A 24,381-nucleotide genomic window follows, 5' to 3' on the forward strand; every position below is an offset into this window, starting at 1 on the left:
AGGAAGAGTCGGAATCACAATTGTGATTTTAGACGAATTAGACTCTACCTCACTCAAAAGCCTCTACCTCGTCACTGAGAGAATCTATCGATTTTCTCAGTTTTTCTGTTTTGATACACGTTCTGGATTGGTGGCGATCGCACAATTTTGGATTTTAGCATATTGATGATCTCACAAATCTTTAGCTGAAATTTTATAAGATGAGTATTAACTCCTGACTCTTGACCTTTTATGACTGCTATTCGTGAAGAATTTACTACCAATCCCCAAAACAAAGCTAAGGCAAATAATTCAGGAAAACGCATTTTACTTTGGGTGGCGATCGCTTCAGTGATGATTTTCTGTTTATCACCGATTATGTGGCAACTTGTTACCTCTTTTAAGGTAAATCAGGATATTTCCCAGGTGCCTACAGTTTATTTTCCTACACGATTAACACTGGATCATTATATTAATTTATTTAGTCGTCGCCCATTTTGGCGTTACATATTAAACAGTGCATTTGTATCTTTTGTTTCTACAGCCTTCGCTTTAGCAATTGGTGCGCCTGCTGCCTATGCCTTGGCACGGTTACGCCCTCGTGGTAATCAATTGATCTTGGCAAGTATTTTAATCGTGACTTTATTTCCTGGTATTTTATTATTCCAGGGATTGTTAGAAATAGTACAAGGTTTGCATTTGGGTAATAATTATCTAGCACTAATTATTCCTTATACAGCCATTAATTTACCGTTAACTATTTTGGTGTTACGTAGCTTTTTCTTACAATTGCCAAAAGATTTAGAAGATTCTGCCAAAATAGATGGATATAATACCTGGCAAATGCTCATCCAAATTTTATTACCTATGACCATTCCAGCTTTAGTAACAACTGGAATCCTGACGTTTATTTTTGCTTGGAATGAGTTTATTTTTGCCTTGACCTTCATCACTCGTGAAGACATGAAAACCATTCCTGTAGCAGCAGCCCAACTTAGCGGGGCGTCAACATTTGAAATTCCTTACGGCCCAATTGCTGCTGCTACCGTGGTTGGTACATTACCTTTGGTGTTACTAGTTTTATTTTTCCAACGCAAGATTGTTCAAGGTTTAACGGCTGGCGCAGTCAAAGGTTAATGGGGATCGGGGATCGAGGACAACTAATTCAGTTATCAGTGATTCAGTTATCAAATTAAACTGATCACTGTTAACCGATTCATGCCTGATCCTCAATTCCTGACCCCCAATCCCCGTACTCTATGAGAAGCCGCTAACGCGTCTACGCGTAAGCGTCTCCGTAAGGAGAATCCCCAATCCCTAGTATCATGGCAACCCTAGAATTAAAAAATCTAAATAAGACCTACTCACCTAAAGTTGTTCCAGTTAAAGATATCAGTTTAATCGTAGATGACAATGAATTTCTCACTTTGCTGGGGCCTAGTGGCTGTGGTAAGTCTACAACCTTGAGAATGATCGCGGGATTGGAAGAAGTGACTCGCGGTAACATTATTCTTGGGGGAGAAGATATTACCCTGAAGCGTCCAGGCGATCGCAATATGGCGATGGTATTTCAAAGCTATGCCCTTTATCCTCACATGACGGTGTACGAGAACCTCGCCTCTGGACTAAAACTAAAAAAAGTTCCCCGTGCTGAAATTAAGCAGCGACTCGCCGATGTCTCAGCAATTCTAGGCTTAGAAGAATTATTGCAGCGTAAACCTGGCCAATTATCTGGAGGACAAAGACAACGAGTTGCAGTCGGTCGAGCATTGGTACGTCACGCTCAGGTATATTTATTAGATGAACCCTTGAGTAACTTAGATGCACTTTTGAGAGAACGAGTCCGTGCTGATATCAAGCAAATATTTGCTGCCCAAAAAGTACCAGTAGTCTATGTCACCCATGATCAAACAGAAGCGATGACGCTTTCAACTAAAGTTGCAGTCCTCAATAACGGCTATGTGCAGCAACTAGATCCACCTGCACGCATATATAACCATCCAGCAAATTTATTTGTAGCTGGTTTTGTCGGTAGTCCACAGATGAATTTGCTTACTCTACCTTGTCAAGAAGGTTATGCAATGCTGGGTGAGTTTAAAATTTCCTTACCTGATATTCCCACAGTTCCACCGCAAATAGTCTTGGGAATTCGTCCAGAACACATCCGCATTGCCCAAGAAGGAGATACAAATATTATTAAAGGTCGTGTATTTTTAGTAGAAAACCTGGGAATGCACAATTTGGTGAGTGTTAGCGTTGCTGCTCAATCAAAATCTCTGACAGTGCGCGCTTTGTTACCCCCAGATCAAAATATAAGTGACGAAGAGATAACATTAGCATTGCCAAATGAAAATATTCATTGGTTTGATGTAGAGTCGGGAGACGCGCTGGTTAAAAGAGGTGAGTGAGAATTAGGGATCGTGATTTTTCTAACATGGTCGGTATGAGTTTATGGTCTTTCATATAGCTACAAGCCCTAGTATGATTACCATCAAAAAACATTGCCGCAATTATTGCCGTTGTAATAATCTCTGCATCGCTCATCTGTATGCGGCAGTCTTCTTGGTGGGCGATCGCCTTCAATAGGTCGTCGATGATAGCATATATGGCAATTGTTTCATTTAACATATAACCCTCCTAATTTCTCTCTGGAGGGGATTTTATTATGAAGAGTCGCCCTACACGCCAGCGCGAAGCGCTGGCGTAAAGTAACTAGCAACTTGGGTTATTACGCTAACGGTGAGTATCTGTCATCAAGAACTGATAAAGTACGTAGCGAAAGTAAAATCGCGGCTTGTCATCATTCAACCTGTTTTAACGGGTTTCTGCTTTGAGCCTGAATTTTGATTCTAGGCTAACAAGCCGTGATCGAGGAGTTGAGCGGAATCGAATTTAACATGAAACGTAAACACCCAGTATCTTGTCACCACACCTCTTTAATTAGTCTGACTCTCATTTCTAGTTTGATTGCACCTTATCCTGTAACTGCCATACCACTCAAAACACCTGACAAAACAGTAAACTGTGACATGCTTGTTGTCGGTGGTGGACTTTCTGGTGCTGCGACTGCTTACGAAGGTTTACTAGCTGGGAGAACGGTTTGTCTGACAGAAATAACCGATTGGCTGGGAGGACAAATTTCGGCTCAAGGAACTTCGGCACTTGACGAACGACCAACCCAACGCGCAAAGTTATACTACTCTCGTGGTTACTTAGAACTGCGAAAACGAATTGAACGTAAATACGGCAAACTCAACCCTGGTAATTGCTGGGTGAGTGATTCCTGTTTTATGCCCAAAGATGGACATCAAATTTTGAGTTCCATGCTCAAAGATGCAGCAAAACAGGGAAAAGGTAAGTTGCAATGGTTCCCAAATACAGTCATTAAGGAATTAAATATTAGTGCTGACGGGAAAATCATTAATAATGCGATCGCCATCCAACATCAACCAGCACCTAATGCTCCCCCACTTAATACCTTTACCTTATCTCAAAGCATCGAAGACGCCTACACCTATCAAAACTCTTCTCGCTTTACCAAAACTATTATTCGCCTTGCTCCTAAACAAGCACAAAAAGGCAATATCCCTAACTGGTATATAGTAGATGCCAGTGAAACTGGAGAAATAATCGGTCTTGCTGACGTTCCCTATCGTCTAGGTATCGATGCACGTTCGTATCTAGAGCCATCATCTTCTAGTGCAACTAACGATCCCTACTGCACTCAAGGCTTTACTTACACCTTTGCAATGGAGGCAACCAAGCAATCGCAACCGCAAACCATGCCTCCATTCTACATGCAGTATTCCCCCTATTACAGTTATGAATTGTCACGACTGGCAAGCTTTCCTTTAGTATTTACCTACCGCCGCATTTCGAGTTCCAAAAAAGGCGAAGAAACAAAATTTGGTGGTATAACTTTTACGGCTCCGACGACCGGGGACATCTCCATGCAAAACTGGACTTGGGGAAATGACTACCGTCCTGGAACCGCCAAAGACAATCTGATTTACACTCGCGATCAACTCAAAGCTACCGGACAGCTCAAACCAGGTGCTTGGATGGGTGGACTGCGGGTAGAAACCTTGCGTAAAGGTGAGGAAAATGCTCTTGGTTATTATTACTGGTTAACAGCAGGGACTACAGATTCCCAATTAGGAAATGGCGTCAAGAAACAACAGACAAACAATCGCTTTCTTTCCGGGTTAAATTCCCCAATGGGAACAGCACACGGTTTATCAAAATATCCCTATATGCGTGAAGGAAGACGGATTATTGGTCGTCCTAGTTGGGGTGCGCCTCAAGGCTTTAGTATTTGGGAAGTTGATATTTCTCGCCGCAAGTACGATGACCCCTATTATCGGGAAGTGCTTTCACCTGCTGAATATCGTCGTTTACAAGCAACTCTAGCCGGTTTGGAAGCTTTATCAGTTCTTTCAGGTCAAAAGCGTCCAGAAAACGTGGCGCGACGCACTCGTTCTACGGTTTTCCCTGATGGAGTCGGTATTGGACACTATGCGATCGACTTCCATCCTTGTATGGTTAAAAGTCCACCAGAAGCACCCGGAAATCAAGAACGTCCAGGGGAAAGACGTGGTGCAGGCCAAGCTTACCCTTTCCAAATAGCTCTGCGAGCAATGATTCCGCAAAAAATTGATAATTTACTAGTAGGGGGTAAAAGTATCGCTACCAGTCACATTGCAGCAGCAGCCTACCGCGTACACTCCTTTGAATGGTCTGCTGGCGCTGCGGTGGGAACTACAGTCGCTTTCGCTTTGAAAAACAACATTGCACCCTACCAATTAGTAGATGATTTGCCCAAGCCAGAACCGCAATTATTAAAATTGCAACAATTACTTAAGAAAAACGGCAACCCCACCGCTTTCCCCGATACCTCAATTTTCAATCAAAATTGGGAAGATTGGAAGTAATCATTGGTCATTGGTCATTTGTTTAAAGCAAAGGACAAATGACTAGTGACTATGGACTAAACTATTAATTGTAGTGTAGTTTTGTAAAGACCTGTTGGTTAATTAATTTTATGATTACCAGACTTTCAGCAGCTGTTTACGGGATGGCAGCGACACCAACTATAGCTCCTGAACGGTCCACTCAAGTCACCCGTAAGACCTATCCAAATTACAAAGTCATTGTTTTAAATGATGATTTTAATACTTTTCAGCACGTTGCTGAGTGCTTGGTCAAATATATTCCGGGAATGACTGGCGATCGCGCTTGGGATCTCACCAATCAAGTACACTACGAGGGTCAAGCCATTGTCTGGACTGGGCCGCAAGAACCAGCTGAACTTTATCATCAGCAATTACGTCGAGCTGGTTTAACAATGGCTCCTCTGGAAGCAGCGTAAAATTTATGACTAAACCCACCCCAGACTCCCGTAAAGCAACACCTGTTAAAGATGGCAGATTAGTTTGGAATCACTCAACTCATATTCCTGGACTTATTCCCATCCTCGAACGTCTGTGCAAACTAGATGGAATTCAAACCATCACACCAGGACAAATTGGACGTGTAAAAGGTCACAGCCCAAAGTTGCAATTGCGGGTATCTGTACCCATTCGCGGTGGATTTAAATTAATTGCGCGTCACGGTAAAACTGTACAAGAAGTATTTATTTTAACTACTCTCCCACAGCAAGAACTCGAAGAAGCGATCGCAATCACAATGCAAAAGTAGTCATTGGTCATTGGTCAATGGATCAATGGATCAATATTGTTCGGTTAAGAATTTTTCGTCATCATTTACGCATGTAGAGACGTTGCAGTGCAACGTCTCTACAAGGGATTTTGGGCTTATCTGAACCGTATTGAGATTTAAACCTCAACATTCAAACTTTAAGGCTTAATGTTCAAGCCCACATTCCGCACCCACAACTGTCACACCCCAAAGAAACGGATCTATTTAGTACATAAGAACTAATGATTGAGAGAATTGACTAGAATTCATTAAAGGTAAATAGGAATTATTATAATTAACTTCGATATAGTAGTAAACATTTTAGAACAACAAGCTGATGAAGTGTTAAAAGCTGCTACTGCTGATATTCAACAGCAAGCCGAAGAAGCTTTTGTTAAAGTGGCAAGATTTGAACAGGATTTTTGGCAAATGGTTTTTAATGCAAATTAAGTTGTTTGTCATTTGCTATTTGTCATTGGTTATAGTTGGTTTGATTTTCAATCACTTACTTAATTCAATATTCAAAGTTTTCATCGTTGCTTTTCAAATATCATTAAATGTTGCTGCGGTAATAAGTTTTTAGTTTCACACCACGTTAAACCAACTGCTTGCATTTCTTTTTTCACCTGTTTTTGAGTCATTTTATGCAAGCCTTTAATCATAATAAAAGGATTTTCACTCCGGTATTCAACTAACACCACTCTACCGCCTGGTTTTAATGCTTTTACAATTGCTTGCATCACTTCTTGTGGATATTCAAATTCGTGATATGCATCTACCATCAAGGCTAAATCAATACTTGCATTTGGTAAGTTGGGATTGGTGAGAGTTGCTAATATTGATTCAACGTTGGTAACATTTAGGTCTTGCTTGAAAAAGCTAATAATATCTAGCATTTCTGGCTGAATATCTACAGCTAGGACTTTTCCTTGTGGTACTTTGGGAGCGATGCGAAAACTCAAGTAACCAGTACCCGCACCAATATCTGCTACTACGTCTGTAGATTTGAGGCTAAGAGCGTCTACTATTTTACTTGGCTTTTCTTCTGTTTCGCGGCTGGGACGTTCTAGCCAAGCTGCACCAGTATGTCCCATGACTTTAGCTATTTCTCTACCCATGTAGTATTTACCAATACCATCTCGATTATGAGTTTTTCGTTGTTCGTAAACAGGAGAAGAGTTTGTAGCTGCAATAGTTGGCTTGATTGGGTCAAGTAAGCAACCTAGGATAATTACTGTTATAACCAGCATTAATGCAATAAAATTATATTTTTTGTGATAATGCATAGGTGATGAATTCCACTCTGTCAAGCTAGTTTTGAGTGTTTGTAGTAAGCACCAAGCGTGCTTAAAAATTCAGGACATCACAAAGGTAGCGATCGCTCTTTGTTACTGTTGTATTAGTCTGCACCAACGCGCAACCATAGCCTAATAGTATCAGGACTCACGCAACTGGCACATGCGATCGCTAAAACTTAGTACATGCGCATTATTAGAACTGACGTAACTGGTCTAGAGCGATCGCTCCAGTTTTCTTCTCTATTTGAATCTCTTGATTTTGTCTTTTATACTCACCAAATTGCTGAATCAGTTTGGCGACTAAACCAGTCCATCCAGTTTGATGGCTCGCCCCAATTCCGGCTCCATTATCACCATGAAAATATTCATAAAACAGAATCAAATCTCGCCAATGAGGGTCAGTTTGAAACTTTTCAGTTCCACCATAAACAGGTCGTTGACCAGAGGAATTTCTTAAGAAAATTCGGATGAGTCGTTGCGATAGTTCAGATGCAACTTCCCAAAGTGTCAACATTTGACCGGAACCTGTAGGACATTCAACTTTGAAATCGTCTCCCAAATAGTAATGAAATTTTTGCAGAGATTCAATGAGAAGGAAATTCACTGGAAACCAAACAGGTCCGCGCCAGTTAGAATTACCACCGAACAAACCATTACTAGATTCAGCAGGTTCGTAATCCACTCGAAATTGTGAGCCGTTGACATCAAAAATGTAGGGATGTTCAGCATGAAATCGGGAAACAGCTCTTATCCCATAGTCTCCAAAAAACTCACTCTCATCCAACATTTTTTGCAGAATTTGCCGCAATTTATCTCTAGAAACAATCGCTAATAATCTCCTAGCACCTATACCTTTTGTTTCCATACAAGCTACATTTTGACGTAAGTCAGGACGATTTTTAATAAACCATTCTAATCTCTGCTTAAAGCCTGGAAGCAAATTTAATATCTCTGGCTCAATCGTTTCAATTGCAAACAGAGGAATTAGACCTACCATTGATCGGACTTTCAAGGTAATCTGTCGCTCCGGCAAATGTAATATATCATAATAAAATCCATCTTCTTCATTCCACAAGCTATTTTCATCTTCGCCAATATGATTCATTGCATCAGCAATATAAAGGAAATGCTCAAAAAATTTGGTAGCAATGTCTTCATAAACTGGGTTGCTTGTTGCTAGTTCTAAAGCTATTGCTAGCATATTCAAGCAATACATTCCCATCCAACTTGTACCATCAGATTGATCAATATGTCCCCCTGTGGGTAAAGAAGCACTGCGATCAAATACACCAATATTATCTAAACCGAGAAATCCCCCTTGAAAGACGTTATTTCCTTCAGCATCTTTGCGATTTACCCACCAGGTAAAATTTAGCAATAATTTCTGAAAAACCCGCTCTAAAAATTGTCTATCTGCCCGTCCATAAATTTTTTGTTCAATCTTGTAGACACGCCAAGTTGCCCAAGCATGAACAGGAGGATTGACATCACTAAATTTCCATTCATAAGCTGGGATCTGCCCATTAGGATGCATATACCATTCCCGTGTTAAAACATCCAATTGATTCTTAGCAAAATCCGGATCAAGCATCGCCAAAGGAATGCAATGAAATGCTAAATCCCATGCAGCAAACCAGGGATATTCCCATTTATCAGGCATTGAAATAATATCTTCATTATTGAGGTGAAACCATTCACTATTTCTGCCATATTTACGTTCTGTTGGTGGAGTCAGTATAGCAGAATCTCCCTTCAGCCATTTTTCCACATCGTAATAATAAAACTGTTTAGTCCATAGCATTCCGGCAAAGGCTTGGCGCTGTACCCGAAGCATATCTTCGCTGAGTGAAAAAGGAGTAAGGCGTTGATAAAATTCATCTGCTTCTTGGTGGCGTCTAGTAAATATTTCATCAAATTCTTGACTAAAAGGTTCAGTTAAATTATTTGTATTGCTCAATCGTAATCGAATAATTTTGGTTTCACCTGCATTTATAGTTAACAAATAGTGTGCTGCTGCTTTTGTACCGATTTTATCTGGATTAACTGCCTCTTTTCGACCATTGACAATGTAGTCGTTAATGCCATCTTTTACATAAGCATGAGTACTGGGAACTCCAAACAATTTGTCAGAATTTGTCTCATTTTCTATGAATAAAAACTCCGTTTCTCCCTCACAGTACATCCATCTTCTACCTAAAGATTGATGAAAAGCTTCGATAACCTTCACGGAATTGCCTAAATTTGTTTCTTGAAGTTTAGGTTTAGTTTCTTCTTGATTCCAAGACCAAGTATTCCTAAACCAAAGGGTAGGTAATAAATGCAGTGTCTTGACTTCTGACCCTCGGTTAATAACTTGAATTTGAATCAAAATATCTTCAACTGAATTTTTAGCATATTCAACGAACACATCAAAGTAGCGATTTTCATCGAATACGCCTGTATCTAATAATTCAAATTCTGGTTCTTGACGACTACGATTTATATTTTCTGCAACTAGCTGAGAGTAAGGAAATGCTTTGTGGGGATATTTATAAAGCATTTTCATATAGGAATGGGTGGGCGTATTGTCAAGATAAAAGTAATATTCTTTAACATCTTCCCCATGATTTCCTTCACTTCCTGTTAGACCAAAAAATCTTTCTTTGAGAATTGGGTCTTCTCCATTCCAGAGAGTGAGAGCAAAACAAAGCCGTTGATGCTCATCGGAAATTCCTGCTATCCCATCTTCACCCCAGCGATAGACACGAGAACGAGCTTGCTCATGGGTGAAATAGTCCCAAGCAGTACCGTTGGGACTGTAGTCTTCTCGCACCGTTCCCCATTGGCGATCGCTTAAATATGGCCCCCACTTCCGCCATTTTGCTTGATGATTGCGGGCTGCTTCTAATCTGATTTCTTCCTGAGTTGGAGTTGTCATAACACGCACCACCTTTTGCTTTTCAGTCGCTAATTTAAGTTAATTGATTTGCTATCTGAAGTATCGCGTTTTCACCCTAAATAATGCTGAGTTTTTGATGAAAATTTTCTAGTAAAAGCGCTAAAGCAAAATGCAGCATAGACTCAGGAAAAACTCATCTTTTGGTATTGCACATCGCCCGTCTTAAACGTAATACCTCTGCTTTCCACACTTATATTGAGCGATTAGTTATGACGGAGTTGCGGAATTAGGGACACCGCCGCGTTTGTACAATCAAATTGTTCGCCGGGTGGCGATCGCCAAGAAAAACACACCAGCCAAAAATGCTAGCTTGTTTGCTTTAGTAAACGCAGCTATGGCTGATGCTGGCATCTTAGCATGGGAGCAAAAATACTTTCACGATTTCTGGAGACCCGTAGTTGGTATCCGTGAACACGATCAATCTATGGGACCGGAACCAACAGAAGCTGACAACAACATCTCCGACAATTGTGATCCCCTATGGCTACCACTTGGTGCGCCAAACACAAACTCTAGAAAAAAGAACTTTACACCGAACTTTCCAGCCTATCCATCGGGACACGCCACATTTGGTGCTGCTGCGTTGCATATGACGCGACTATTTTATAAAGAAGTTAAGGTTGGAGATAAAAACCCCGACAATTTATTCAATGGACTTGATTTTATCTCTGAAGAATTCAACGGGATTAGCACAGACAACAAAGGCACAGTCAGACCAAGACATCGCCGCAACTTCCCTAAAGGATTATGGCAAATGATTATCGAAAACGGGCGAAGCCGCCTCTATCTGGGTGTTCACTGGATTTTTGATGCTTTTGCAGTCAAAGAGGATGGTACCCCTGATCTGACAAGAACAGACAAAGACGGAAATCCTTTTGGAGGAGTACCACTCGGTATTAATATTGCCGAAGATATTTATCAGGCTGGTGGAGGTAAGGGACCGAAAAAGTCAACTGTATCTCCAAACTCCTAAGCCAAAATGCGACAGAAGCTTGCTTCATTTTTCCAAGCCAAATGCGTTCCCTGTTTTTTTCTTTGTTGCTTGCTCGATTTCTTTGCTCAAAAAATAATTAAGAATAGTTCGTAAAGCAATAATCGCAGCTAGTTTACCAATTTCATCCCACGTTGGGGCGATCGCACTACGCAAAATATCAGCTGCTAATGCAAATTCCAGCGATAGAGTTAGGGATTTACCAAGTGATAGTCGAATTCGCTCTTTGCTATCATCCATGTTTTTGCGGTAGGGAAAATAGAGCATTATGGTTTTAACTGTGGCTTCCAAAGCAGCAAAACCAATGATAATACCAGTTACAAAATCAATTCCTGTTGCTAGCCAGGTAATTAAATTAGTGATTATAGCTTCCATAATGCTTTATTCACTCACTGATACTCTGTTCCCCTTTAACTCCATAAATTACGCAGCCACAGGGGTATTTGCTAGCCTACCATCTTCCATATAAACAATGCGATCGGCTATGTCTAAAATCCGGTTGTCGTGAGTTACTAAAAGAATAGTACAACCCTGCTCTTTTGCTAGCTTCTGCATCAAATTAACTACATCTCGACCAGATTTACTATCTAACGCCGCCGTCGGTTCATCCGCAAGGACAATTTTTGGATGACTTACCAAAGCACGAGCGATCGCCACCCGTTGTTTTTGTCCTCCCGATAAATCATCTGGGTAATAATTTAGACGTTCTTCCAACCCTACCATCTCCAACATTTCGGTAGCGCGGGTATACATTTGTTTTAGAGAAAGTTCATGGTGCAGTTCTAACCCCATCTTGACGTTCTGCACAGCTGTTAAACTACCGTGCAGGTTATGCGCTTGGAAAATATAACCATTACTACGTCGTGCTAGTGTCAGTTGTTTGTCATTTGCACCGCACAGTTCTCTTCCCAAAACCTGCAAACTTCCTTCTTGAGCAGAACGCAATCCACCAACCAAGGTTAGTAAAGTTGTTTTCCCTGAACCAGAAGGGCCTGTCATGAGAATAATTTCGCCAGCGTTAATTTCTAGATTGATATCAAATAACGCTTGTTTGCGAAGTTGTCCTTTACCGAAATAGTGATTGAGATTTTTAACAGAAATAACCATATTTAGTTAGTGGTTACTAAATTAAGTAAATCGGCACAAATAAAGCTAACTCGTTGAGGTCGTCATTTGTTATACTCTGCCTTGAAGCCGAAGAAGGCGCGTCTATGTCATTGGTCATTAGTAAGGGTTTTAGGCTTGTTTACTTTTCGTAACATGGTTAGGTTTATTCCCGCCAACTTACTTAATAACAAACGACAAATGACTATTTAAAACATATCTGCGGGATCAGCAGCTAAGACTTTGCGAGTGGCGATCGCGCCCGAAATCATACACATAAATATTGTCATAATTAGTACTTGAAATGCTCGTGCTAAGGTCATGTATAGTGGCAAATTTGTCGCACTCCGCGTCAGAGCGTAGAGTCCTGTAGATATAGCAAATCCAGGTATAAAGCCTAATAGTGCCATAATAATGGCTTCTTCAAATACCACGCTCAGTAAGTAGCGGCTTTGATAACCCATAGCTCTGAAAGTGGCGTATTCTTTCATATGGGCATTGACATCGGTGGAAAGGACTTGATAGACAATAATTACACCGACTATAAATCCCATTGACACACCCAAGCTGAAGATAAACCCGATTGCAGTATTGGTTTGCCAATAATATTCCTCAAATTTGACAAATTCTTCTTTAGTTAAAACTTTGACATCTTGTTCATTTCCCAGATATTTTTGTAAAGCTATTGCTACTTGTTGCGGATCGTAGCCTGGTTGAACTTGAATTAATCCTAAGTTGACACTCCCGGCTTCTCGTCTGGGAAACATCCGCAAAAAGTTCTGATCACTAGTAATTAAACTGCCATCAGCGATAAAAGAAGCCCCGACTTTAAATAAACCGCTTACGGTAATTGTGCGGCGTTCGATTTCAGTAGTGACTGTTTTACCTTGATCAATTTGAGCGATTACTTCTTGATAATCTCCCCTTGCACCTCGATCAAATAACACGGTATCGGGTAGTTTAATTTTATCCAGTTGGCTATTGACTTCTGGTAAATTAAATGCTGGTACATCTGGATTAAAGCCAATCACCAAAACCATTGTCTCTTTACGAGTTTGGGGATTTTTCCAAGAGATGGTGTTGATGTACATTGGTTCTGCTGACTTTACCCCTGGTACGTCCATTGTTTGGAATAATCGCCGCCGGGTAAATGTGGATAAGTTGGCAATATTACGCGCTTGGGGATTAATTAAAACAATGTCTGCCTCTAAGCTGTTATGCATTCTGGTATTACTACTATATAAGGCAGTTTGGAAGCCTGTTTGCATGAACATCAACAAATCAGCAAAGGCAATACCAGATAATGCGACTAAAAAACGGCTTTTATGGCGGTTGAGTTGTAGCCATCCCAAAGGTGTACGTCGCTGTAATTGTTGAATAAATCCAATCATAATGGTTTTTAAGGATTGGGGAATTGGAATTGGAATTGGAATTGGAAATTGGGGATTGGGGAAGGTAGGGGTCCCCTCTGGGGAACTCGGGGCCCCCTACCTTCCCCAATCCCCTTTCCCCGATCCCTGATCCCCAATCACCGCCTTCACTTGCAAGTTGCTGAATTTAGCTGCTTTTTGGCTAGAGGCTTTGTCTAACTGCACGTGAACTTCTACGACTCTGGCGTCGATGTTGCTGGAGGGATCGCTGTTGATGACGTTTTGTCGCTGGATTTGCCAACCAATTCTTTCTACAGTTGCGTATAATTCACCAGAAATAGAATCACTGTCTAAGCGGACTTTTTGCCCAGGATGCACTTTACTAATATCACTTTGGTAAACTTCTACTACTGCATACATTTGGCCAGTTTGCCCAATTTCGGCGATCCCGTCATCAGATACTAATTCACCAGGACGGGTGTATATTTTGAAAACTTGACCATCTTGGGGCGATCGCACATAAGCTTGTTTTAAGTTGGCTTCTGCTCTTTTGACTGATGCTACGGCTTTATTAACTTCAGCTTGGGCTGCTGCGATATCTGTAGGACGCACTTCGGCGATCCGATTGAGGGTTGCTTTACCTGATTCGATTTGTTTTTGTCCAGATGCTTGGATGCGTGCGAGGTTCGCTTTTGCTTCTGCTATTTGTTCTTGTAAAGATTCTTCAATACGCTTGAGATTTGCTTTTGCTTCTGCTATTTGCTGTTGGGCTGTTTGCAAAGTTAAACGCTTGCTATCTTGGGAAGATGCCGAAATTGCCCCTTCTTGATACAGACTTTGATAACGTTGGTATTCGGCTTGAGCATTATCTAGTTGTGCTTGCAACTGCGCGATTGTTGCTTTTTGTGCTTCTGTTTGTGTGTTTTTTTCTGCCTCTAGACGAGCAATGGTAGCTTGTTGAGCTGTGATTTGTGTTTCTCTTTCTACTTGCAGGCGATCAATCTCTGCTGACTGTGCTGCTATTTCACCTTGCTTTGCGCCTGCTTTGACTTGCAGTAGATTAGCTTCGGCTACTTGCACTGCTTCTTTGGCTTCTTCTAAGGCGGCTGCTAGGCGATCGCGACTGTCTAAAATTGCGACTACTTGCCCTGTTTTGACTGTATCTCCCTCTTTCACCAACAATTGCTCTACCCGACTTCCTTCTGTGGAAGCAGGCGCAGATAGTTTAATTACTTCTCCTTTTGGCTCTAGCCTACCCAAGGCTGTAACTGTTTTTACTTCTGGTATTTGCGCTAGCTGTTGTTGGGCTTTCTGTTGTTCAGCACTCCGGGATTGCTGGATTGCATAAAAACTGATGCTACCTACAGCTAATGTTGCAATTGCTGCGATCGCAATTGAAGGACGAAAAATTGATGGTGGGAGGAAAGAACCCTCTTTGAAGTTTTGTAGCATTGATATCCTCAAAACTAAACTGTTTAGTTTTATGATATTACTAAACTAAACCGAACAGTTTAGTTTTGCAAGTACTATAATAGAAAAAACTAAACTGTATAGTTTAGTCAAATTCCTTGCAGTTTCTTAACAAACACGGCATAGCCTAGATTAGGGAAAAGATTAAGGGTTAAAGGGGAAAGAAAATTTTCATTGCTGATAATCCTGACTTATCCAGAAATCTATTGTTATGTCCGTGTTTCTCTTTTTGAATGTCACTATTTATAGATTTATAGACAATATGTATGGAAAAAATAGGGTATGAGCTGTTGAGGGTGTAAAGATAGAAGGGAGAAAGGTAAAGGCATAAAGGTTAATAACTTGATATTTGTCCCTTTAATCATTGCTATTTCAACCCATATGGTCGTGTGATAAATCACACAACGAGAGCCTGAAAATCTGTTCCCCAATCCCCGATCCCTATTTTCAAACCAGGAGCCACAACGGGGAAATTTCAAAGCCCACATTCCCAAATTGGTACATAGCAGGAATCAGCAAAAAAATGGTACGTGCAAAAGTAAATGAAATGGAGCGTGAGACTTCAGTTGAGAAAGTAGAACAAATTCTTCAAGGAGCAATGCAAGAGTTTCTGATGCATGGCTTCGCTGGTACAAGCATGGATAGAGTTGCATCAGCAGCAGGTGTTTCTAAAGCTACTGTTTACAGCCATTTTGCAGATAAAGAAACATTGTTTAAAGCAATGACTGAGCGGCTAGCTCACAAAAAATATCAGTCGATTTTTGGTAGCGAACCTTTGGAAGGGGAGCCATTGCAAGTTTTGCACCAGATAGGAACTAGAGCTTTAGAGCAGATGAGTACTGACCAAGAACATTGTGCATTTATGCGTGTGTTAATTGGAGAATCTGGCCGTTTTCCAGAATTAGCTCAAGTTTGTGTTAGTTCTATGATCAAACCATCTCTAGAAACTCTCACTCAATATTTAATGTCTTATCCAGAACTGAAAATACGAGATCCAGAGGCAATAGCTAGAATTTTAGTTGGATCTTTAGTACACTTTCATATTACGCAGGAAGTACTGCATGGAGAAAACATTATACCTATGAAAGGCGATCGCATCATTGATACCATCATTGAGTTGATTCAGAAATCCGGTCAATCCACTTGAGTTCTGCTTTTACTATCATTATAAGCTACTCACAAAGAAGGTTTAATGGTTTTCGCAGATGTCTAATTAATATCTATAGCAACTTTAACATTACCTTAAACCCCATTTGGTTATAGATTGGTATGTTCGTTTTGCATGGTTGAATTACCTAGAAACGAATTGATTCATACTACTAATGGGGAGCAATATGAAACTGATGGATGGCGATCGCTTGTTACCAATCCGGTGCAAACGACGGGATTTTCTGTTAGGTGCAGGATTCTTAACTGGATTGGCGGTCGCTAGCCAATGGCGTCCGGTGATAGCACAACTTAAATTTTCTAGCTATCCATTCAGTCTTGGTGTTGCCTCTGGTGATCCATTACCAAATAGTGTAGTGTTATGGACACGTCTAGCGATCGATCCACTCAATGGCGGTGGAATGCGACCAGAAAACATTGTAGTGCGGTGGTCGGTTGCCCTTGATGAAAACATGACCAAGATTGTACGAAATGGGCAAACCTTGGCAACTCCTGAATTAGCACACTCGGTACACGTTGATGTACGTGGATTAGAGCCTGAGCGTTGGTATTGGTATCAATTTAGAGTGGGTAATGAAGTTAGCCCGATTGGACGAACACGCACAGCGCCAGCATTGAATACTTCTATCTCACAACTTAAGTTTGCTTTTGCCTCTTGCCAAGATTGGCAAAATGGCTATTACACAGCTTACAAGCACATGGCGGATGAAGAACTCGATCTAGTGGTGCATTTGGGTGACTATATTTATGAGTATGGAGCAGAACCTGATAAACCACGCCAGCATATTGGTTCTGAAATTGTCACTTTAGAAGACTACCGCAACCGTCACGCCCAGTACAAAACCGACCGAAATCTGCAAGCAGTTCATGCTAGGTTTCCTTGGATTGTTACGTGGGACGATCATGAAGTGGAAAATAACTATGCTGGTTTGATACCAGAAGAAAATCAAAGTCAGGAAGCATTTATAACTCGGCGGGCTTATGCCTATCAAGCTTACTACGAACATATGCCGTTACGCCGCTTTTCCCTACCTAATGGACCCGACATGCAGCTTTATCGGCGGTTTACCTTTGGTGATCTAGCTGAATTTAATGTCTTAGATACCCGTCAGTATCGCACTGTTCAACCTTGTAATGACGGACTCAAGCCCCGTTGCGCTCAAGCTTTTGATCGAGAAGCTACAATGACAGGCAAAGAACAAGAGCAATGGCTGCTAAAAGGTTTAGATCAATCCTCAGCACGCTGGAATGTGATTGCTCAACAAGTTATCTTTGCTGAATACGATTTTGATCCCCGTCCAGATTCAGGAGTATTCAACATGGATCAGTGGGATGGTTACGTAGCTGCACGGAATCGCATTTTAAATTTTTTGGCTCAACGTCAACCTTCTAACCCAGTGGTGATTACTGGAGATATTCATTCTAGTTGGGTATATGACCTCAAAATGGACTTCAAAAATCCCGATTCAGCCACAGTCGGGACTGAGTTCGTGGGAACCTCAATCACATCAGATTTTTCCACCGATTTCATCCCTCCGATCAAAGCTGCTTTAGGTGACAATCCCCACACTAAATTTTTTGATGGTGCTTATCGAGGCTATGTGCGTTGCAACCTCACACGCGATCGCTGGCAAAGTGATTACCGCGTTGTATCAACAATTACTGATGAAAATGCCTCTGTCAGTACCTTAGCTTCGTTTGTAGTTGAAAACGGTAAACCAGGCGCACAAAAAATTTAACTGTCATTGGGAACAAAAGCTTTAACAGAATCAACAAACGCTGACACGAAAATCACAAATGGGTTCATCAATATAACATTTGGGTTCCTCAAAATCATTATTGTGTTACGAAAAGTAAACAAGCCTAAAAGCCTTACCAATGATCAATGACCAATGACAAATGACAAATGACGACCTCAACTAGTTAGCTTTATTTGTGCGGACTACTTTCTTCAAAATTAGCGATAATGTGAAGATATGTTGAAAAGGCTGCTTTGATTAGGCTTTTATGTCTGAACCTGCAATTAAAATTACAGTCAAGTTATTCGCTGCTTACCAAGAAGCTTATGGAGTACCAGAACTAGTACTGGAGTTTCCGAAAAATACACCAGTTGTTGCAGTATGCGATCGCCTAATTACCGAACATCCAGAACTGAGTCAGTGGCGAGATGTCACCAGATTTGGAGTTAACTTGATATTTGTTGAACCCGATACTATCTTGCAAGAGGGTGATGAGGTGGTATTAATTCCTCCAGTGAGTGGTGGTTAACTACACTGCCACCACACCAACTTGGCGCAAAATAAAGAACAGGATGGAGTTGATAATGCTCAGAGCGATCGCTCCTATAATGGCGCTAGCAATTCCCCAACGCAGTCGAAATCCTTCTACTAGCCAAGCTGCTAAACCAAATACAATAATGCTGCCGATCAAAGGAATTAACCCTAAACTGATAACGGCGCTAGTGGTTCTAAACCAAGTAGGGAAAAGACTCCAGAAGCCATTAAAAGCACCGATAATTGCTCCTGAAATCAGAGCAATCCAGGGACTGTCTATCTCAACACCTGTAGGTAGCTTTGAGATAATTAACAAACTAATTGCAATTACTACAACAGAAATGATAAAACCAGCCATTGATACACCTCAGTATAAAATTGGGATTATCAACTGTAGACTTCGTAGCGTTAGTTAAGCAAAAGGATAAAAGTCATCCTCTAACAGGATTTTGGATTTTGGATTGACCCCCTAGCCCCCATTCCCACAATTTGGGGGAATGGGAGAGGGACTTGTACCATCAAGGAATGATTGATTATGAGCGATCGCCATTAGCACAGAAATTATTTTTTCACCTTTATAGTATTGTTTCAAGGGCAAATAAGCTAGTTAAGTAAATTAATTTATTTTTTGTATTCAGAGTTTTTGTTTTCTCTCTAGGATTTATAAATTATTCGTGAACACCAAGATCATCGATTTATTCAATAAATCAATGATCTGGCCTCTTAATTTTCAATTCCGCAGCGATCGCTATTGCTCTTAACTAGCACATTTTATAACCCTTATATAGCAAAGCTTTTAGCCTTCCATCGAGAAATGTGCTAGTTTCGTTCGTTGCGGGAGCGGAAAAAGCGCCCTTGAGCGCTCATATCTTGTACCTACCCCATATCCCGCCAGAGAATAAATTTCTTTGGCTGCAATAGCAATTTAAATTAAGGATTTGTAGTAAGAATGCGCGTGCTTAAAAAATAAGGACTTAAGTCCTTACTACAAACTTAAACTTGACACAGTACTAGTTGCTAGGTAAGTTTGAAAAATTGGGATGCTCGTTTCAGCTAACCCATACCCAAAATACAACCACTGCGAGGAGGAACATTTAAGATTAATTGTTTCGTTTCTCCCTGATTGTGCCACTCAATCTCAGCATTACCATATAAAAGTTTGTTGGGTTGGCTATGCAAGTTAATATCTATATTCGCATTTGCCGATGCAGTACCAGAATTGATTGCTACTATGATTTCCTTCTGATTTAAACTACGGGCAAATACGTAAATTTGACCAAAAGCATGTAAAACTTGGTAATTTCCTATACGCAAGCAGGGATAAGCATGGCGGAGGGTAATTAATTGGCGGTGCGTGTCGAGAATTTCTCGATTCCAATCTGCTTCAAGAGGAAAACCACGCCGAGAATCGGGATCAAGACGACCTGGTAAACCCACTTCATCACCATAATAGATACTACTAGCACCAGGAAAAGTCAGTAATAGTAGAGTCGCTAATTTGACGCTGGGAATATCTCCTCCAGCAATAGAAATCAACCTAGCAGTATCGTGACTTGCTAGCAAGTTTAATTGAGTGAGTTGAATTTCCCAAGGGTAAAGTTGCAGCAGTTTCTGGATTTTGGTAGCGTATTCAGCTGCAAATAACGGTGGATACGGATGATAGGAACGATCTTGTACTTGTTCGATATCGACGCGATCGCCTGCGGTAAATGCAATTGTTGGTGCAGCAAATAAATAATTCATCACGCCGTCGAACTGTGTACCATCCAACCATTCGCGAGAATCTCCCCAAACTTCGCCCACAATGTAAGCTTCTGGATTAATTGCTTTGACGCGATCGCGAAACTCTTGCCAAAAACCAGGAGTTTTAATTTCAAACGGTACATCTAACCGCCAACCATCAATGCCAAATTTAATCCAATATTCGGCAATTTCCATGATGTACTCACGTACTTCTGGGTTGTTGTGGTTAAATACTGGTAGCGCCCGATTGTCAGCCCAACTTACATAGTTAGCACTAAATTCGCCGTTGTAGGGAGAAAGAGGCCAGCCCTCAATTTTAAACCAATCCACCCAAGGAGAATAGGGGCCATTTTCCAAAATATCGTGAAAAAAGAAAAAACCACGACTGGAATGATTAAACACTCCATCTAAAACTATTTTGATATTGCGAGCATGGGCTGCATCTAGCAATTCTTTAAAAGCCGGATTACCGCCCAACATCGGATCAACTTGATAATAATCGTGGGTATGATAACGGTGATTACTTGCAGATTGGAAAATCGGTGTAAAGTAAATAGCATTAATTCCCAAATCTTGGATGTAATCTAACTGTTCTAATACACCCCACAAATCTCCTCCTTTATAACCTTGGAGTGTAGGTATAGCATCCCAATCTTCCCAACTCGCATTACGTAACAAGCGCTTGCGTGGTTGCTTGCTTCTGGCAAAGCGATCAGGAAAAATTTGATAGAAAACAGCATGTTTAACCCAGTCTGGTGTGCAAATATCCATGTGTTGCCCTCTTTGTTTCGTTCCCATCGCGATCGTTGCAGATACTGGGTTAATTGTGTCTCACACCTGTGGTAGAAAAATTTTAAACAGGATATGAGATGTCTAAGTCGTCTACATATTTTGTCTACTCAACAAGTTGTCGTTAGATCACAACAAGCTGTAGTAATAACACGATAATTTGACACATATACTCAGAAACTTTCGCACGAAGAATGATCGCACTTCTGTATTTATAAGCGTTGTTATTTGCAGAACATAGATCTCCGACTTTTTGTAAAAGTCGGAGATCTGAGATACATAAATACTATTGATTTGATCAGGGAAATCTAAGGAAATAGTTAAGATATTTAACAGACGGTTATTGTACAAATAAATAAAAATCATTGTGCAAGTAATATTTATATCAATAAATTAGCCAAAGTTACCTATAGATGCTTAACTAAGTATATACTAATCAAATCGTATATATAAGGAAGACTAAGGGTAAATTGCTCTCAAGGAGTTAAAAAAAATATTTATTTACGTAAAAATTTATACTTTTATTTTCTAAAATTTTTTTGATTAAACTCATTTAGACTTAAAAAGATTAAATTTAAACTGTTAATAGATGGCTAATAGAGTTACAATAAACTGGTATAAACCAGTTTTTTTCCCAAGAATAAAAATAATGCAAATCTTAAATTTTGAACAAAATCATCTATTGCGAGATCACACAGCACATTCAGCAACTACTTCTATTCGTGGCATTGTAAAACAACTTGGCGCTTTTTTGACCACGGTCATATATATCACTTTAACCTGTGCGATTTTATATAAGTACTCCTCCACGTAGACTGTGCTGGTATAACTGCGAGTGTAAGATAATTTTGTGTTTGTTATTGAAATTCCCTTGTTGACAAAAGGCTTCAAAAACCAAGGCTAGAGATTTTTTACTATCAAAAATTAGCAAGTATAGGATTGTCTAGTTAGCGCATGGAAAGATCTAAAGCTACACGCAGACGGGGAGTTATGCTAACCTCCGCAGGAATGAAGCGGCTGCAAGCAGCGATTTTAAGAGTGGAAAAAGCAGAGAATAATGGTAATCGCTTCAGTTTAGATCAGTTAAGCGATCGCATTAAAATTTCTACTAAAACGTTGACTCGGTTGTGGTCGTCGAATGCGAGTGTAGATCGCAAAACCCTCAAACTTTGCTTCAACGCCTTTTATTTGGAGTTACGTCGGGAAGATTACACCATCTTCAGTGAACCGAATTACACTGAAACTTTTCCAGGACTACTAACAAATTTAGACAAAAAAGGCATATATGCGTTTGAATTGCCATCGATTAAAGAACTATATGGACATTCTGAATATAGTTGGTCATATCCAGATGGTCCAGTTCCCCTAGATTCTCCCCTATACATTGAACGTCCACCACTTGAGAAACTAGCTTATCAGGAAATTACCCAACCAGGGTGTGTAATCAGGATTCGCTCTCCCAAAAATATGGGTAAAAGCTCTCTGGTGCTGCGGTTGCTTGCTTTCGCACAAAAGCAGCGATATCACACAGTCAAATTAGATTGCCATCAAATCGATTCGCTGTGCATGATTGACTTAAACCACTTTTTCCGTTTTTTTTGCTGGCGTGTAGCAAAAGAATTAGGTATTAATCCAAATATAGATACTTACTGGGACGAAGAAATGGGTAGAAAACTAAGTTGTAGTTTCTACTTTAAGAACTATTTGCTAAAACAAATCAAACGTCCTGTGGTTCTGGTATTAGAGCAAGCAGATCGCTTTTTTGAACATGCAGAACTAGCCCAAGAGTTTTTCACTTTGTTGCGTTCATGGCAAGAGGAAGGACGAAGAGATCCCATCTGGCAAAAACTGAGAATAGTAGTAGTCTACTCTACAGAAGTATGTGTCTCTTTGGATATCAACAGTTCTCCATTTAATATTGGATTACCCTTACGTTTGCCAGAATTTACTGCTGAACAGGTAAAAGAGTTAGCGATAAGACACGGGCTAGACTGGAGTTATGGTGAGGAAGTGACCCGATTGATGTCACTGATAGGAGGACATCCAGCCTTAGTTCGGATTTCTCTGTATAATCTTTGCTCTCAAAAAATTACTCTGGAACAGCTTATACAGGAAGCGATCGCCAACGGTGGTATATACCGCCATCATTTATGGCAACATTGGGCAACCCTACGAGAGCAACCTAGTCTGATGGAGACATATACTAATATTTTGGCGCTTAGGCAAAGTACTTATGTTGATCCTATTGAGATTTATAAGCTTGATAGCTTAGGAATGATTTCCTACGAAGGCGATCGCATCAAACCAAGTTGCGAACTTTACCGCGCCTACTTTGAAAAGCAACTCTCTGCAATTAGTTGATCAATTTTTCTTATTCTTGGTCAATGATAACTCAGATTCTGTTTATTTCTACGGATAATTAGGATTAGTTATCCAGCGAAAAATATCGTAGAGATGTTGCATTGCAACGTCTCTACACGTCTTAATACACACAACATCTTATGAAATACCAGGTTGGTGGAAGTCTGCAAGGTAACGATCCCAATTAGTTAGCTTTATTTGTGCCGATCTACTTATTTCGACCTGCGGAATGTGGGTTTTAAGGCAAATTCGGAGCTTGGATTGTGCAATCTCTTGTATCACACTTATGCTCGTAAAGCTGCTGAATATAATGTTCTTGCCAAGTGAGGGGAACTTCTAACAAAGACTGAGTTCCTGTGATTCCTTGCCCCATAAATATTAGGAGGGCAATACAATTTAAAATAATATGAACCTTACGCCAAAAATTGCTTTTATCCTTATAGATTTCTGGCAAAATTGCTAAAGAAAAAATCATCAAGAAAGCAGCAGTTATCCCATAGTAATAGTGGGAGATGTACCACTGGTCAGTTTTACGATAGATACCATCCTGAGAACCTAGCACCACTAAACCGATTCCCGTTAATGTAGCAAATATTGCACGCCAGTTTCGTTCCTTTGCTTTATAGAGTAGAACTATCGAACCAATAGTAGCAGCAAATAATAGTACGATAAAGATAACTTGGAAGCGTGCTTTCGTCCAAATCTGATTGTCTAAAATATTACCAAATATATCATTAGCTAGAGCTAGTATAACAATACCCACTACTGCTCCCGTTAGCCAGCGACCTAACTGAACATGTTCCTGTCCTGCAACTGGGGGAATTTTACTCTTACCCGTTGCTTTAGTTTCAAGTCGGCGCTGACGAGTTTGTAAAGCGCGATTGAGGACGATACCAATTAAAGGGAAAACCACAATTACAGCGATCGCTGGATGCAACAGCAAAATCGCATCTCTGAATTCCATAGCAAACCTCTGTTGTGAAAATAGGGATTGGGGATTTGGGGATTGGGAATAGATTTGTTGGTGGTTAGTGGTTGTTAATTGGTTGTTCACCACTTCTCCACCACCTGAAATTATTTAACTTCGTTAGGTGCAAACGCAGTTATTTTACCTTTCTTAACTGCAACTATCACGTCATAGGTTGCACAATAGACATCTCCGACAACTATCAAAGCCTTTATGTGACTAGCTCTTAGGGTG

Annotated in this window: 20 protein-coding genes and 1 pseudogene; 11 read left to right on the plus strand and 10 right to left on the minus strand. The window is 40.5% G+C overall.

Translation table 11 applies throughout. The features are described from left to right. Positions 1-22: 22 nt before the first annotated feature. The 3 genes from AC5JMK_RS20575 to AC5JMK_RS20585 all read left to right on the plus strand — a co-directional run bounded on the left by AC5JMK_RS20575 (position 23) and on the right by AC5JMK_RS20585 (position 2,387). On the plus strand, positions 23-166 hold the full coding sequence (locus tag AC5JMK_RS20575; RefSeq protein WP_495910918.1) for a hypothetical protein: 144 nt from the start codon (positions 23-25) through the stop codon (positions 164-166). Between the two features lie 65 nt (positions 167-231). After that, complete coding sequence (locus AC5JMK_RS20580; protein ID WP_096677730.1) at positions 232-1,116, plus strand: carbohydrate ABC transporter permease; 885 nt, start codon at positions 232-234, stop codon at positions 1,114-1,116. A gap of 188 nt (positions 1,117-1,304) precedes the next feature. Then, positions 1,305-2,387 (plus strand): ABC transporter ATP-binding protein, encoded by a 1,083-nt coding sequence (locus tag AC5JMK_RS20585; protein WP_096677731.1) that lies wholly within the window; start codon positions 1,305-1,307, stop codon positions 2,385-2,387. A gap of 10 nt (positions 2,388-2,397) precedes the next feature. Here the strand turns inward: AC5JMK_RS20585 and AC5JMK_RS20590 are convergent. Continuing rightward, positions 2,398-2,607, minus strand: a pseudogene (locus AC5JMK_RS20590) (IS982 family transposase); the annotation flags it as partial. Positions 2,608-2,876: 269 nt separating this feature from the next. On the opposite strand from AC5JMK_RS20590, the gene AC5JMK_RS20595 reads away from it, so the two are divergent. The 3 genes from AC5JMK_RS20595 (at position 2,877) to AC5JMK_RS20605 (ending at position 5,676) form a co-directional block, all read left to right on the plus strand. Continuing rightward, positions 2,877-4,910, plus strand: a complete 2,034-nt coding sequence (locus AC5JMK_RS20595) for an FAD-dependent oxidoreductase (RefSeq protein WP_495910919.1) — start codon at positions 2,877-2,879, stop codon at positions 4,908-4,910. 110 nt (positions 4,911-5,020) lie between these two features. Continuing rightward, positions 5,021-5,347 carry an ATP-dependent Clp protease adapter ClpS gene (clpS, locus tag AC5JMK_RS20600; RefSeq protein WP_017313269.1) on the plus strand — a complete coding sequence of 109 codons (327 nt, stop codon included), beginning with the start codon at positions 5,021-5,023 and terminating at the stop codon, positions 5,345-5,347. Positions 5,348-5,352: 5 nt separating this feature from the next. Continuing rightward, entirely contained in the window at positions 5,353-5,676 is a 324-nt protein-coding gene (locus tag AC5JMK_RS20605; RefSeq protein ID WP_096677734.1) for a DUF2103 domain-containing protein, read from the plus strand. Between the two features lie 530 nt (positions 5,677-6,206). Here AC5JMK_RS20605 and AC5JMK_RS20610 read toward each other — a convergent pair. Both AC5JMK_RS20610 and AC5JMK_RS20615 read right to left on the minus strand, forming a co-directional pair. Further along, positions 6,207-6,926, minus strand: coding sequence for a class I SAM-dependent methyltransferase (locus AC5JMK_RS20610; RefSeq protein ID WP_495910920.1), 720 nt, complete (start codon positions 6,924-6,926; stop codon positions 6,207-6,209). A 241-nt stretch (positions 6,927-7,167) separates the two neighbouring features. Beyond that, positions 7,168-9,891 (minus strand): MGH1-like glycoside hydrolase domain-containing protein, encoded by a 2,724-nt coding sequence (locus AC5JMK_RS20615; RefSeq protein WP_096677736.1) that lies wholly within the window; start codon positions 9,889-9,891, stop codon positions 7,168-7,170. A gap of 265 nt (positions 9,892-10,156) precedes the next feature. Between AC5JMK_RS20615 and AC5JMK_RS20620 the strand changes: the two genes are divergently transcribed. Further along, positions 10,157-10,885: a vanadium-dependent haloperoxidase gene (locus AC5JMK_RS20620; RefSeq protein WP_495910921.1), complete on the plus strand. Its 729-nt coding sequence runs from the start codon at positions 10,157-10,159 to the stop codon at positions 10,883-10,885. A 24-nt stretch (positions 10,886-10,909) separates the two neighbouring features. On the opposite strand, the gene AC5JMK_RS20625 is transcribed toward AC5JMK_RS20620, so the two are convergent. The 4 genes from AC5JMK_RS20625 to AC5JMK_RS20640 all read right to left on the minus strand — a co-directional run bounded on the left by AC5JMK_RS20625 (position 10,910) and on the right by AC5JMK_RS20640 (position 14,829). Next, the gene (locus AC5JMK_RS20625) at positions 10,910-11,278 is read right to left on the minus strand and encodes a DUF1622 domain-containing protein (RefSeq protein ID WP_096677738.1); all 369 of its coding nucleotides are present in this window, start codon (positions 11,276-11,278) and stop codon (positions 10,910-10,912) included. 48 nt (positions 11,279-11,326) lie between these two features. Beyond that, the gene (locus AC5JMK_RS20630; RefSeq protein ID WP_096677739.1) at positions 11,327-12,010 is read right to left on the minus strand and encodes a DevA family ABC transporter ATP-binding protein; all 684 of its coding nucleotides are present in this window, start codon (positions 12,008-12,010) and stop codon (positions 11,327-11,329) included. Between the two features lie 206 nt (positions 12,011-12,216). After that, positions 12,217-13,398, minus strand: coding sequence for an ABC transporter permease DevC (gene devC / locus AC5JMK_RS20635; RefSeq protein WP_495910922.1), 1,182 nt, complete (start codon positions 13,396-13,398; stop codon positions 12,217-12,219). Between the two features lie 96 nt (positions 13,399-13,494). Further along, positions 13,495-14,829 carry an ABC exporter membrane fusion protein gene (locus AC5JMK_RS20640; protein WP_495910923.1) on the minus strand — a complete coding sequence of 445 codons (1,335 nt, stop codon included), beginning with the start codon at positions 14,827-14,829 and terminating at the stop codon, positions 13,495-13,497. Positions 14,830-15,370: 541 nt separating this feature from the next. Here AC5JMK_RS20640 and AC5JMK_RS20645 point away from each other — a divergent pair. The 3 genes from AC5JMK_RS20645 to AC5JMK_RS20655 all read left to right on the plus strand — a co-directional run bounded on the left by AC5JMK_RS20645 (position 15,371) and on the right by AC5JMK_RS20655 (position 18,282). Further along, positions 15,371-15,994, plus strand: coding sequence for a TetR/AcrR family transcriptional regulator (locus AC5JMK_RS20645; protein ID WP_096677742.1), 624 nt, complete (start codon positions 15,371-15,373; stop codon positions 15,992-15,994). A 187-nt stretch (positions 15,995-16,181) separates the two neighbouring features. Beyond that, positions 16,182-17,753: an alkaline phosphatase D family protein gene (locus AC5JMK_RS20650; RefSeq protein WP_096677743.1), complete on the plus strand. Its 1,572-nt coding sequence runs from the start codon at positions 16,182-16,184 to the stop codon at positions 17,751-17,753. A 268-nt stretch (positions 17,754-18,021) separates the two neighbouring features. Next, the gene (locus tag AC5JMK_RS20655; protein WP_096677744.1) at positions 18,022-18,282 is read left to right on the plus strand and encodes a MoaD/ThiS family protein; all 261 of its coding nucleotides are present in this window, start codon (positions 18,022-18,024) and stop codon (positions 18,280-18,282) included. Here AC5JMK_RS20655 and AC5JMK_RS20660 read toward each other — a convergent pair whose 3' ends face one another. Next, positions 18,283-18,645, minus strand: coding sequence for a phage holin family protein (locus AC5JMK_RS20660; protein ID WP_096677745.1), 363 nt, complete (start codon positions 18,643-18,645; stop codon positions 18,283-18,285). Positions 18,646-19,340: 695 nt separating this feature from the next. Then, positions 19,341-20,801, minus strand: a complete 1,461-nt coding sequence (locus AC5JMK_RS20665) for a glycoside hydrolase family 13 protein (protein WP_495910924.1) — start codon at positions 20,799-20,801, stop codon at positions 19,341-19,343. Positions 20,802-21,773: 972 nt separating this feature from the next. Between AC5JMK_RS20665 and AC5JMK_RS20670 the strand changes: the two genes are divergently transcribed. Continuing rightward, positions 21,774-23,180, plus strand: coding sequence for an AAA-like domain-containing protein (locus tag AC5JMK_RS20670; protein ID WP_495910925.1), 1,407 nt, complete (start codon positions 21,774-21,776; stop codon positions 23,178-23,180). Between the two features lie 238 nt (positions 23,181-23,418). Here AC5JMK_RS20670 and AC5JMK_RS20675 read toward each other — a convergent pair whose 3' ends face one another. After that, positions 23,419-24,144 (minus strand): DUF4079 domain-containing protein, encoded by a 726-nt coding sequence (locus tag AC5JMK_RS20675; RefSeq protein ID WP_096679224.1) that lies wholly within the window; start codon positions 24,142-24,144, stop codon positions 23,419-23,421. Positions 24,145-24,381 lie beyond the last annotated feature (237 nt).

Source organism: Pelatocladus sp., assembly GCF_059505505.1.